This window comes from Palleronia marisminoris (assembly GCF_900172315.1).
GTDB classification, from domain to species: Bacteria; Pseudomonadota; Alphaproteobacteria; order Rhodobacterales; family Rhodobacteraceae; genus Palleronia; species Palleronia marisminoris.
On sequence record NZ_FWFV01000016.1, the window covers coordinates 37,997 to 50,411 of the forward strand.

A 12,415-nucleotide genomic window follows, 5' to 3' on the forward strand; every position below is an offset into this window, starting at 1 on the left:
GGTCGGCGGGAAGTATCTGCATCCTAACGCCTTCATGGGCAACGCATCCTATCGGGACCCCCCAGCCGCCGTACGGTCAACATGCCCCGACCGACTTATTCGCAGGCCCGAAGGCCAGGACCCAGCTCGGGCCAGCACCGACGGAAAGCCTGGCTGCGGGGACGAGCATTCCGTCCCCGTCGATGCGATAGGACCACGCATCGCCGCTTTTCTCTCCGAGCGCGATCAGGTGGCGACCGGTGGAATCCAGACCGATGGCGCGCGGGCAGTCCGGGGCCGGGAACGCGCCCATCAGGTGCATCCTCGCGTCTTCCAGGCGGTAGGCGAAGATCTGCGACGTGTTCCGCTCGGATGCGTAGAGGACCCGTTCGTCCGGGCTCAGGCATAGCTCGGAAGCCTTGGCCTTTTCGCCGTCGGAAAGGAACGACACCGTCTGGCGCGGCGTCAACGTGCCGGCTTTCGGGGCGACGTCGAACGCGGTCAGAGTTCCGGCGAACTCCGACAGAAGGTAGGCCGTGGCGCCGTCCGCGGTGAAGAGGATGTGACGCGGACCTGAACCGTCGGGCGCGTCCTGCCGGGCAACTGGCCGCAGGGAAGAGGCGTCGTCGGCGAGGGCGTAGATCTGGACGAAATGCCCCTTGAGGCTGGGGGCGTAGAGCAGGCCGTTCGGTGCCTCGATCAGGCAATGGGCGAAGGGCGCCGCATCGCTCCAGACTGGAGCGCTGGCCGTTCCGTCGGGCGCGAGGGGGCTCAGGGCGATGGTGCTATCCGTCATCGAGGCGGTCGCAAGGTGGCGGCCGCCGGCGACCGGGCTGGCGTGACACATGCTGGCGGGCAGGGGGGCGTCGGAAAGCGGGGCAAGATGGCGCGCGGCGGTGTCGAGAGCGAAGGTGAACAGCCGCTTTTCCTTCCCGCGCCAGGCCACGTAAACCCGGTCGCCCGCCGGGTTCGTCGCAAGAGGCATGCCGAGGCAGGCGCCCTCGACGCCGGGAAGGGAGACCTTTTCGCGCAGGGTCATCCCGCCCGTTTTGCCGTCGAGATCGCAGAGCACCAGCGCGCTTTCTCCTGCGAGTACGATGACGAGGATGTCCTGGTCGTTTGTCACGTCAGTCCCCGGTGCGTTTCAGGCGCAGACGGGTTCCGCGGCGCAGGCGGGACTGGAAGTAGACGCATTCGCCGACAGTGCCTGGCTCATAGGCGCCGTCGGTCTCGGGCATGTCGGTCACGTTGCGCTGGCTGGGATATTTGGCGATTTCCTCCTCGACGAGCTCCACCCCCAGGCCCGGCGCGTCGGGGACGCGCAGTGCGCCGTTCGTGGAGGAAAGCGCGGGGGAGACGACCTCGGCGCGACCTTCCCAGTCGAACTCGACCCGCTCCAGCATCAGGGCGTTCGGTACGGTGGCCATGACGTGGAGCGCTGCGAACTCGGCCACGGGGCCGAGGGAGCCGGAATGCGGCGCGAGCGTGATGTAATGGCTTTCGGCCATGGCGGCCATCTTGCGCATCTGCGTGATGCCGCCCGCGCGGCCGGTGTCGGGCTGGATCACGTCGACGAGGTCGCGCTCGATGTAAGGGCGGATACCATAGATCGTGCTGACCCGTTCGCCGGCGGCGAGCGGCACGTTCACCGCATCGCGGACTCGCTGCAGGGCGTCCAGGTTCTCGGGCGCGACCGGGTCCTCGTAGAACAGCAGGTCGAGCTGCTCCAGTTCGCGGCCCACCAGGATGGCGTCGGCGGCGGTCATCCACGACGGCCCGTGGGCGTCGACCATCAGGTCGGCGTCGGGGCCGATCTCGTCGCGGATCGCGGCCACGAGGTCCAGGTCGACGGCGCCGGTGAAGCCGACCTTCACCGCGGAATATCCCCGGTCCATCAGCTCGCGCGCGCGCTTGGTCGACTTGGCGTGGCCGTAGCAGGGGATGGTGTCGCGGAACTTGCCACCCAGCAGGTTCCAGACCGGCTGGCCCAGCACCTTGCCCTTGATGTCCCAGAGCGCCATCTCGATGCCGGTCAGCGCGCCGCCGCCGACCGTGCCGGTCATGCCGTGGCCCATGGTGGCGACGTACATGCGCTGCCACAGCCGGTCAATGTCGCGCGGGTCCTCGCCCTTCAGGATGGTGGCCAGGTCCTCGACCGCGCGCTCGATCACGCGGGGCCAGCCAGAGCATTCGCCGATGCCGGTGACGCCCTCGTCGGTCTCGACCTTGAGAAACAGCCAGTTGCGCGAGCCGCGGAACGACCCGTCCTTCGCGGGCACGCCCGGTCGGGGTCCGACCTGCATGAGGTACGTCTTGATGTCGGTGATCTTCACTTGGGCTGTCCTCAGGTCGTTTCGGTGTAGCGCACGCGCTGCTTCTGCCCGCGCATGCGCGGGTCGGCCACGGGCACGGCCGAGAGCAGGGAGCGGGTGTAGTCGTGGGCGGGGTTGCGGCAGACCTCCTCGGTGTCGCCGGCCTCGACGATCCGGCCCCGGTACATCACCGCGATGCGGTCGCAGAAGTATCGGATGACCGCGATGTCGTGGCTGATCAGGATGAAGCTGAGGTCGAGACGTTCCTGCAGGTCGAGCAGCAGGTCCAGGATCTGGGTGCGCAGGCTGACGTCGAGCGCCGACGTCGCCTCGTCGGCGATGATGATGCGCGGGTTGGGCGCGATTGCGCGGGCGATGGAGACGCGCTGCCGCTGCCCGCCCGAGAAGGCGTGCGGATAGCGCATGTAGGCCGTGTCGGGCAGGCCCACCAGCTCCAGCAGCTCGAAGACGCGGTCGCGGATCTCGGGGGCCGTCAGCTTGCCGGCGACGACCAGCGGTTCGGCGATGATCTGGCCGATGGTCATGCGCGGATTGAGGGACGAGAACGGGTCCTGGAACACGGTGCGGATGTCGCGCCAGGGGCCGGCGAGCTGGTTCTCGGTCATGGGCGCCAGATCCAGCTCGCGCCCGTCCTCGGCGGTGTAGAGGACGTGGCCCGCTGTGACGTCGTAGACGCGCTGCAGGCAGCGTCCCAGCGTGGTCTTGCCCGACCCGCTCTCGCCCACGATCCCCAGGTTCTCGCCCTTGCGCAGCTCGAGGTCGGCGCGATCGACGGCGAGCAGCCCCCTGGCCTCGCGGCCCCGCCAGTTCTTGCCCGCGCCGAACACCTTGGTCACGCCGTCGGAGACGAGGCAGGGCGCGCCGACGGGGCGGGCCTGCCGCATGGCCAAGCGGCGTTCGGATGGCTGGTCCAGCTCCTTGACGGAGTTCAGAAGCCGCTGGGTGTAGGGATGCTGCGGCGCCTCGAAGATGTCGTAGACGTCGCCGGTCTCGACCACCTTGCCATAACGCATGACGGCGATCTCGTCGGCGATCTCGGCCACGACGCCCATGTCGTGGGTGATGAAGAGAACGGCCATGTCGCTCTCGTCCTGAATCGAACGGATCAGGTCGAGGATCTCGGCCTGGATCGTGACGTCCAGCGCGGTCGTGGGCTCATCCGCGATCAGGACCGTGGGGTTGCATGCCAGCGCCATGGCGATCATCGCGCGCTGGCGCATGCCCCCCGAGAACTCGAAGGGAAACTGGTCGATGGCCTTGCCGGGGTTCGGGATCTCGACCTTGCGCAGAAGCTCCAGCGTGCGCTCGCGCATCTCCTTCTTGCTGACCCGTTCGTGCAGGCGGATCGCCTCGCCGACTTGATCGCCGATGCGGTGCACCGGGGAGAGCGAGCTCATCGGTTCCTGGAAGATCATCGCGATGTCGCGGCCGCGCAGGTTGCGGATGGCCTTGGACGTCGGCGAGAGCTGCAAGAGGTCGACCGTATCCTCGATGCCGGCGTCCCGCGCCGTGCGGTGGCGATGCAGAAGCACCTGTCCCGCGGCGACGCGTCCGGGCGGGTCGACGATCTGGAGGATCGAGCGCGACATCACGCTCTTGCCCGAGCCGCTCTCGCCCACGACGCAGAGTGTCTTGCCGGCGTGGAGTTCGAGCGAGACGTCGTCCACCGCGCGGAAGGCGCCTCGCTTGGTGACGAACTCGGTCGAGAGGTTCCTGATCTCGAGGACCGTAGTGTCGCGACCCTTGTTATCGTGGTCTCTGGTATTCGGGATCGGGGCACCGCGGGGCATGGTGGAGGGGGCGGTCGAGTCCATCAGTCGTTATCCTGCACATAGGGGTCGGCCGCGTCGCGCAGGCCGTCGCCCAGGAAGTTGAGCGCCAGAACCGCGAGGCAGACCGCGGCACCCGGCACGAAGAGCCAAGGGGCCTGGGCGATGGAGCGGATGTTCTGCGCCTCCTTCAGGAGCACGCCCCACGAGATGATCGGCGGCGTGAGTCCCAGTCCCAGGAAGGACAGCGACGTCTCGGCGATGATCATCACCGGAATGGCGAGGGTCACCGATGCAATGATGTGGCTGACCATCGAGGGCATCATGTGGCGGAAGATCACGCGGCCCCGCGAGCAGCCATCGAGCCGGGCCGCGGTCACGAAATCCTCGGTCCGCAGCGTCAGGAACTTGCCCCGCACGACGCGGGCCAGCTCGGTCCAGGCGACCAGCGACAGGATCACCGTGATCGCGAAATAGCGCGTCAGCGGCGACCAGTCCTGCGGCAGCGCAGCACTGAGCCCCAGCCAGATCGGAATCGTCGGCAGCGAGATCACCAGCTCCACGACGCGCTGGATGAACATGTCCGTCCGGCCCCCGAAATAGCCCGAGATGCCGCCCAGGATCAGGCCCAGCACCAGGCTGAGGCTGACGCCGATCAGGCCGATCGACATCGAGATGCGGGTTCCGTAGATCGTCCGGCTCAGCATGTCGCGGCCCAGCCGGTCGGCGCCGAAGAGGAAGAACATCTCGTCGGGGTTCTCGGTCGTCAGCAGGCGCCGCTCCATCGGGATCAGGCCCCAGAGGCGGTAGGGATCGCCCTTGCCGAAGAAATCGAGATAGATCTTGCGGTCCGGATCCTCGGTGAAGGTGGTCGCCAGGGTGAAGGGATCGCGCTCGGCCGTCAGGAAGTTGACGTGGGGGTTGATGGACCAGCCGCCGTCGGGCGCCCGATCGATGAAGTGGATCATCTGCGGCGGGTGGTAGATGTCGGGCGCCGAGCTCGCATTCGGGTCGAACGGGGCCAGGAACTCCGCGAAGGCGCCGATGAGATAAAACAGGACCACGATGATCAGGCCCGTCATCGCCAGCTTGTGCTTGCGGAACGAGATCCAGATCAGCTTCCACTGCGACGCGAAGTCCTCGGGCGCCTGGCCCAGGGCACGGGGATCGTCGTTGGCCGTCGCAGTGCGCGGGTCGGGATGGGCCGCGGCGCCAAGCTTGCCGGGCTCCACCATCGTCACGTCGGGATCTGAATAGATTTTGCTGGTCATGGGATCACTGGAACCTGATGCGCGGGTCGATCAGCGCGAGAAGGATGTCGGACACGAGCATGCCCACGATCGACAGGCAGCACAGCAGCAGGATGAAGGCGCCCGCGAGATACATGTCCTGCGCCAGGAGCGCCTGCAGCATCAGCGGACCGGACGTCGGCAGCGACAGCACGAAGGCCGTGATCACCGCGCCCGAGATCAACTGCGGGAAGGCCCACCCGATGGTCGAGATGAACGGGTTGATCGCGATCCGCACGGGGTACTTCAGGATCAGCCGCCATTCCGACAGGCCCTTGGCCCGCGCGGTGGTGACGTAGGGGCGGTAGAGTTCGTCCAGCAGGTTGGCGCGCATGATCCGCACCAGGCTGGCGGTGGCCGAGGTGCCCAGGATGATGACCGGGATCCAGATATGGCTCAGAAGGTCGCCGAACTTGGCCCAGGACCAGGGCGCGTCCTGGTAGCCTTCCGAGAACAGGCCCGACACGTCCGAGCCGAAATAGACGACCGCCACGTACATCAGCACCAGCGCGAAGAGGAAGTTGGGGGTGGCGAGGCCGATGAAGCCGATGGTCGTCGCGACGTAGTCGCCGATCGAGTATTTCCTGACCGCCGAATAGATCCCGATCGGCAGCGCCAGGGCCCAGGTGAACATCAGCGTCGCCAAGGCCAGGGTGACCGACAGGGCCATCCTCTCCCAGATCAGCTGACCCACCGGCTGCTGCCATTCGAACGAGATCCCGAAATCGCCCTGCAGCACGCCGCCGATCCAGCGGAAATACTGGACGATGAAGGGCTGGTCGAACCCGTAGCGTTCGCGCAGCGCGTCCAGCCGCGCCTCGTCCACAACGTCCCCGGACTGCGCCAACGTGGCCGCGAACGACGTCAGATAATCCCCTGGCGGCGCCGTTATCAGCGCGAACGCGATCAAGGAAACCGCAAACATGAACGGAATCGCCCAGAGAAATCGCCGCGCAATATAAGCTAGTAGCATTCGAAAGGACCCCAGATGGCTCGATGGTGTCTCGGCAGCAGGCCCCGAAGTCTGGTGCCCACAGTGACGACAATCCCCCGAACGGGCCCCGCCGATCATCGGTGCGGCCCCTGCGTTCGGAGACTGGCCGGTTCGCGCGCTGGGGCGAAGGGCCGGGTCGGATTTTCCTTCGGATAGAACCCGATCGGAGAGAAAGTGACGCGGCGCCCCTAGCAGAGGCGCCGCGGGGCCAAGGTTACTCGTCTTTCCAAAACCAGCTCTGCGGCAGGGCCGGCGCCGGCGTGGGATAGTACCACGAGTTCGGCATGGTCCGGGGCACGTTGGCCAGATCGTTCTTGACGATCCCGTAGGTCGGGATGGCCTTGTGGACGCCGATCACCTCGAACTCCTCGGCGGCGATGTCAGCGATCTGCTGGAAGGTCGCGATCCGCTCTTCGGCATCGGTCATTCCGCGCGCCGCATCATAGAGGTCCATACGCTGCTTGATCGACGCCGGGGGTTCCTCACCGCTCTCGCCGCCACTCAGGTACCAGTCGCGCCAAGCGACGCCCCACCGGCTGTCGTGGTGCACGGGGATGATATGCTGCGGGATCTGGCCCGGGACCCAGCTCTGCGTGGCGTTCCAGATTGCAGCATCGTGATCGTTGGAGTTCGAGGTCCGCTCGTAGAAGAACGTGCGCTCCAAGGGGTTGATCTCCATGTCGACCCCGATCTCCGCCCATTGCTGCTCGATGATCTGCAGCGCGTCGACCCAAGTCGGATCGTAGGTCGGGATGACATCCACCTGGAAGCGGAGGGGATCGCCGTTGGCCATCCGGCGCACGCCGTCGTCGCCCATCTCGAGGCCCAGACCGTCCAGCAGCGCGTTCGCCTGCTCGGGGTCGTACTCCAGGAACTGCGTGGCGATCTTTTCATGGTAGTAGGGATGATCCGCGAAGGGACCCTGCTGCCACGGCTCACCCTGGCCCAGCATGACCGTGTCGATGATCTCCTGACGGTCCATGCCCAGCGACAGGGCGACGCGGAAGTCCCTCATGTTGAACAATTCGCGCTTGGCCGGATCCTTGTGTGTCAGGTTCAGGTTGATGATCATGTCCGTGCCGCCGGTCGCCTTGGCCTCGAAGAATTTGTAGTCGCCTGCCTCCCGGTTCTCGGCCAGCACGGGGCGGTTCATAGGGGGGTCGATGTGGCGCAGGCCGAAGTCGATCTTGCCGCCGATGACCGACAGGATCAGGCTTTCGACGTCCTGGTCGATGGGGGCCACGATCTGGTCGATATAGGGCAGCTGATTGCCCTCGGTGTCGATCTGCCAGAAGTACGGGTTGCGCTCCAGCACGACGCGGGTCGTGCCGCCGACATAGGGGTCCTTGATGACCCAGGGGTCGAGGGTCGGACGGTCGGGGTTGCCCCAGCGGGAAGGGATCTCCAGATCGCCGCACTTTTGCAGGTAAAGGTTCTGCCAGTCGGTGGCATTGTTCTCCGAGATCAGCGTCTCGATGTCATCGCTGTAGGATGGCAGGAACTGCGAGCAGTAGTGCTTTGCATAAAGGACCGGGTGCTGGCCCAGAGGGCTGGCCAGTTCTGCCAGGAAGTCGCCGTAGGGTTCCGTGAAGGTCATGCGGACGGTGTAGTCGTCGATCTTCTCGATCTCGACCGGATCGTCGCCGGTCATGTAGCGCGGCGGCGTCGGCGCGAACTCTTCGTTGAGGACGAGGTCGTTGATATTGAACAGGACGTCGTCGGCGGTGAATGGCTCGCCGTCCGACCACTTCATCCCGTCGCGCAGGTTGAAGGTGAAGACGCGGCCTTCCTCTGTCACCTCGAAGCTCTCGGCCACGTTGGGGACGATCTCGGTGTATTCGGGATCCCAACGGACCAGGCCCTGGGGGCCGACGACGCGCAGGATGTGGTTGTGGTCGGAGCTGCCACGCAGTCCGATCCGAAGGTCGCCGCCATATGTGCCGATCTCGTTCAGCGGCGTGATCACCTCGGGCTCGGAGCCGACGCGCTCGGCCACCGGGGGCAGGTCGCCGGCGGCGACCATGTCGGCCAGGGCCGGTGCTTCGCCCGACGCGCCTTGCGCGAGGGCGTGCAGCGACAGCATCGGCACGATCGCGGCGCTCAGCATCAGCTTGGAGGCGAGGCGCCTTCCGGACGCGGACCTCTCGGTTTGGATGTCTCGTGTCATTGCAATCCTCCCGTTTGCATCACCCTGCGAGACGAGAAACTCCTCCCTCTCGACGCGCCTGGCTTTGCCGACCGTATGCTGACTATCCTACACAGATCAACAATTATCGTACATTCTTTTGAGATCGGTCTGGCCGGTGTCTGGGTCCATGTTTCATGAACGTTGCACATCTGTCGACTTATCTGGAAGATTCGCCGATCCTCGCTGGCGGATCGCCTTGGAACGAGCAGCCATCTCGGAGTTCAATATCGTACACTATTTACAGAGCTGGGGCGGTTCGGTACTTCATGGAGGATCGCTGCCTTCGACGCAGCGCGGCCGACGGGCGAAACGCGATCGTCTCGTCCCTCAGACGCTGAAACCATCGAGGCATGTGATGACCGAAGCCAACTCGACACCCACCGGCGCGGCGCAAGATGCCGATGCCTGGCCGTTCCCGCGCTCGGCCAAGCGCATCGCCCTCACCGGAGGGTCCGGCCGGATCGGCACGGCGCTGCGGCGCGCGCTGGCGGGAAAGGTCGCGGGCATCACGATCGTCGACAGGATCGACCCTGGCCCCCTTGGTCCGCACGAGACGTGGGAAGAGGTCGACATAACCGACATCGCGGCGCTGACGCGCAGTTTCGACGGGGTGGACGCCGTCGTACACTTGGCGGGCCACCCCAACGAGCGGAGCATCGAGGATATCCTGCAGGTCAACGTTCTGGGGACCCACAACGTGCTGGAGGCCGCGCGGCGGAGCGGCGTCGACCGCATCGTTTACGGCTCGTCCAATCACACCGTCGGCTTCTATCCCCGCGACACGGAGATCACCGAAGACGTTCCGATGCGGCCGGACACGCTTTATGGGCTAAGCAAATGCTGGGGTGAATTGGAGGCCGGGCTCTACTACGACAAGTTCGGGATCCGGACGCTCAACGTCCGCATCGGCAACGCCGCGGACCGCCCCAAGGATGCGCGCGCCGCCAAGATCTGGATCAGTTCCCGCGATCTGGCGCAGCTTGTGCTCATCGGAACAGAGCACCCCGACATCACCTGCACGACGGTCTACGGAATGTCTCGCGCATGGTCGGACTGGTGGGACAATACCACGGCTGCCGCCTTGGGCTATGCACCCCTCGACAGCGCGCGGGACGTCGCCGGTCCCGAGGCCAGCATCGAAGCAGAGACGGATCTGCCGCAGGTCGCCGAGTACTTCCAGGGCGGTCGTTTCTGTGCCATCGACCACGACGGCACCCGCCGGTCCCGCCTCCCATGACCGATCAACGCGTGACCCCGGCGCACCCGTTCGCGGGATCAGCGGTCGAGCGGCACGTCCTGCGCAACGATCGGTGGGAGGCCGCCCTGTTGCCGGCGGCGGGAGGGCGGCTGCAACGGCTCCGACACGTCGATCACGGCGATCTCCTCGTCCCCCTTCTGACGTCGAGCCCAAATCTTGACGCTTGGCCCAAGGCTGGCGCCTTCCCACTGTTCCCCTTTCACAATCGTTTGCGTGGCGGCGCCATCTTGATTGGCGACCGACGCATTCGTCTGCGGCCCAACACCGCGAACGGAGAGGACGTGATGCACGGTCCTGCGCATCGGCGCCCCTGGTCCGTATCCGACAAGGGACCGGACTTCATCGAGATGACCCTCGACTATCGGCCGGATGCGGATTGGCCGTTCGCGTTTCAGGCCGTGCAGCGCCTCACGCTGCGCAAGACCGACATCACGGTGGCGCTCTTTCTGCGCAACACTGGCGAAACACTCATGCCCGGCGGAATGGGGTGGCACACCTACCTGAAACCGCCGCCCGACGGCCTCGTTCGGATCGAGGCTTGCAGTGAATGGGTGATGAACGGGCCAGGAGGCCTGCCCAGCCGAGCACGCTACAAGGAAAGCGGGACAGACCGGATCGTAGAGAGCGATACGGTCCAGCATCTGTCGGATTGGACCCAAGCGGGTACTCGGATCGGTGATGGCGCGCGGCTGGCGATAACGGCGGATTGCGGTCTCGCCCATCTCGTGGTCCATCGGAAGCCCGGCTACCTTTGCCTGGAGCCCGTGTCCCACGTCGCGGGCGCATTGGCGACATTGCCCATGCCAAACGCAAATTCGGGACTTCGCCTGCTGGAGCCCGGCGCGCTCATGACCGGGACCCTGACACTTCGGATTGAAGACCGCGCCCCCCTGCAAACCGGCGACCGCACGCTCTCGACCTCGACGGACGCACCCAGGCAGCTCGACCCGGACGGGTCTGTTGCGTTGTTAGGTGGCTGGCCGGAATGTTGATGCTGCGTTCCGCAGAGCCGACACCAATGGCCATCGAGACAATACGACCATCGCGCATGGCCATATCTCGAACAAGCAGCCGGGCGTTCGCGGGGAGATCAACTTCGTCCGAGATTTGTTCGGTGAAGCGTCATGAGGTGCGGATGGAGTGACTGACCTCCGCTCAACGCGGGATAATGCAACGCTCCCGCCTTGGGCGGCAATTGTGGAAACCCTTTTTTTCAAGGCCCTCGCATCATGAAGATTGACCGTATCAGGACGTACATGACGCGCGTAGATGATCGTCCGCGCCTGATTGTCGCCGTCGACACCACGGACGGGATCACTGGCTGGGGAGAGGCGTACAACCATGGCCCTGATCGGGCCTTGCCACCCGTGCTCGACTGGCTTGAACATCAGATCGCCGGAGAGGATCCGCGGCGGGTGACGTTCATTCACCAAAAGCTCATTCAGCAGTCGCGTTTCCCACCGGGAGCAATCGGCCTGGCTGCTATCGCTGCGATCGATCATGCCTGCTGGGATATCGCTGCCAAGGCTGCAGGAGTACCGGTTTTTCAGCTTCTGGGCGGCAACGTTCGTGACAAGGTAGAAGTCTATTGCGGCGTTTATTCCGCACCTGATGCGACTCAGGCAGTCGAGGAAGTGCAGAGATACCATGAAGAAGGTGGCTATCGCGCATTCAAGCTTTCACCATACCGGCGCAGCCCGCACCAGGGGCGGTGGGGCGAGCTCTGCCGCGTTGCGGGTGACTGGTTCGGAAAAATGCGATCATGTCTGCCGGCAGATTTCGAGCTCGCCTTCGATGCTCATGCGCGCATCTCCGAGCCGGTCCGCGCCCTCCAACTTGCCAACGCGCTTGCGCCATATGATCCGCTGTTTCTTGAAGAACCTTTGCGGCCTGAACATATCCCGGCATGGGGCGCGTTACGCGCTCAGATGAGCATCCCGCTCGCGACTGGCGAATCGCTCTACAACCGGTTCGAGTTTCTTAGCCTTCTCTCCGCCCGTGGCGCCGACATCATCCAGCCTGACATCGCTGTCGTAGGAGGGCTGACCGAGATGCGGCGCATCGCCGATCTGGCCGACGCGCATTTTGTCACCGTGATGCCACATAATCCGATGGGCCCGCTTGCCACGGCCCACAACGTTCATTTCGCTGCCGCACAACCGAACTTCCGTATGCTGGAGTACAAGCCACCCCGGCATGCGCCTTGGGCCATCGATCCCTATCTGCCGAAGGAGGGCCACCTCGAACTTCGCCCCGACCGAGCGGGGTGGGGCATCGAGATCGATGAGGAAGCGCTGAAGTCAGACGACTATATCCACTGGGAGCGGAGGATCGAGATCAAGCGCGACGGCTCAACGGCCTACCCATAAAAGAAGAGCTATGCGGACGCGAGCAATGGTTTGAAAGGTCTTGTCAGAAGAACCCGGCCTGAGGGGCGGGGCAGGGGGCTGGGTCGACAAGCCCAGAGGTCATCCGATTTGAACTGCTGCCGGTTTCGTGGACACGAAGATAAGATCGTGACCATGGAACTGGAGAGTGGACATGACGAGACGGAAGTTCCGCCGCGAGTTCAAGATCGAGCCTGTGAAGCTGGTGACGGAGCGGG

9 protein-coding genes are annotated in these 12,415 nt (G+C 65.0%); 3 read left to right on the forward strand and 6 right to left on the reverse strand.

Annotated elements, in window-relative coordinates:
* Positions 1-76: 76 nt before the first annotated feature.
* From PAM7066_RS17395 to PAM7066_RS17420, 6 genes are all read right to left on the reverse strand, one after another.
* A complete protein-coding gene (locus PAM7066_RS17395) occupies positions 77-1,105 on the reverse strand; it encodes a lactonase family protein (protein ID WP_085855492.1) in 1,029 nt (342 codons plus the stop codon).
* A gap of 1 nt (position 1,106) precedes the next feature.
* Positions 1,107-2,312 carry a mandelate racemase/muconate lactonizing enzyme family protein gene (locus PAM7066_RS17400; RefSeq protein ID WP_085855493.1) on the reverse strand — a complete coding sequence of 402 codons (1,206 nt, stop codon included), beginning with the start codon at positions 2,310-2,312 and terminating at the stop codon, positions 1,107-1,109.
* Positions 2,313-2,323: 11 nt separating this feature from the next.
* On the reverse strand, positions 2,324-4,126 hold the full coding sequence (locus PAM7066_RS17405) for a dipeptide ABC transporter ATP-binding protein (protein WP_245749752.1): 1,803 nt from the start codon (positions 4,124-4,126) through the stop codon (positions 2,324-2,326).
* Positions 4,126-5,352, reverse strand: a complete 1,227-nt coding sequence (locus PAM7066_RS17410) for an ABC transporter permease (RefSeq protein WP_245749753.1) — start codon at positions 5,350-5,352, stop codon at positions 4,126-4,128. The genes PAM7066_RS17405 and PAM7066_RS17410 overlap by 1 nt, the downstream gene beginning before the upstream one ends.
* A gap of 4 nt (positions 5,353-5,356) precedes the next feature.
* Positions 5,357-6,343, reverse strand: coding sequence for an ABC transporter permease (locus PAM7066_RS17415; protein WP_085855494.1), 987 nt, complete (start codon positions 6,341-6,343; stop codon positions 5,357-5,359).
* Positions 6,344-6,578: 235 nt separating this feature from the next.
* A complete protein-coding gene (locus PAM7066_RS17420; RefSeq protein WP_085855495.1) occupies positions 6,579-8,531 on the reverse strand; it encodes an ABC transporter substrate-binding protein in 1,953 nt (650 codons plus the stop codon).
* 376 nt (positions 8,532-8,907) lie between these two features.
* Here PAM7066_RS17420 and PAM7066_RS17425 point away from each other — a divergent pair, with 376 nt between their 5' ends.
* The 3 genes from PAM7066_RS17425 (at position 8,908) to PAM7066_RS17435 (ending at position 12,179) form a co-directional block, all read left to right on the forward strand.
* The gene (locus PAM7066_RS17425) at positions 8,908-9,789 is read left to right on the forward strand and encodes an NAD-dependent epimerase/dehydratase family protein (RefSeq protein ID WP_085855496.1); all 882 of its coding nucleotides are present in this window, start codon (positions 8,908-8,910) and stop codon (positions 9,787-9,789) included.
* Positions 9,786-10,802, forward strand: a complete 1,017-nt coding sequence (locus PAM7066_RS17430; protein ID WP_085855497.1) for an aldose epimerase family protein — start codon at positions 9,786-9,788, stop codon at positions 10,800-10,802. Before PAM7066_RS17425 ends, PAM7066_RS17430 begins: the two co-directional genes overlap by 4 nt.
* Positions 10,803-11,039: 237 nt before the next feature.
* Positions 11,040-12,179: a mandelate racemase/muconate lactonizing enzyme family protein gene (locus PAM7066_RS17435; protein ID WP_085855498.1), complete on the forward strand. Its 1,140-nt coding sequence runs from the start codon at positions 11,040-11,042 to the stop codon at positions 12,177-12,179.
* The last annotated feature ends 236 nt before the right edge of the window (positions 12,180-12,415 follow it).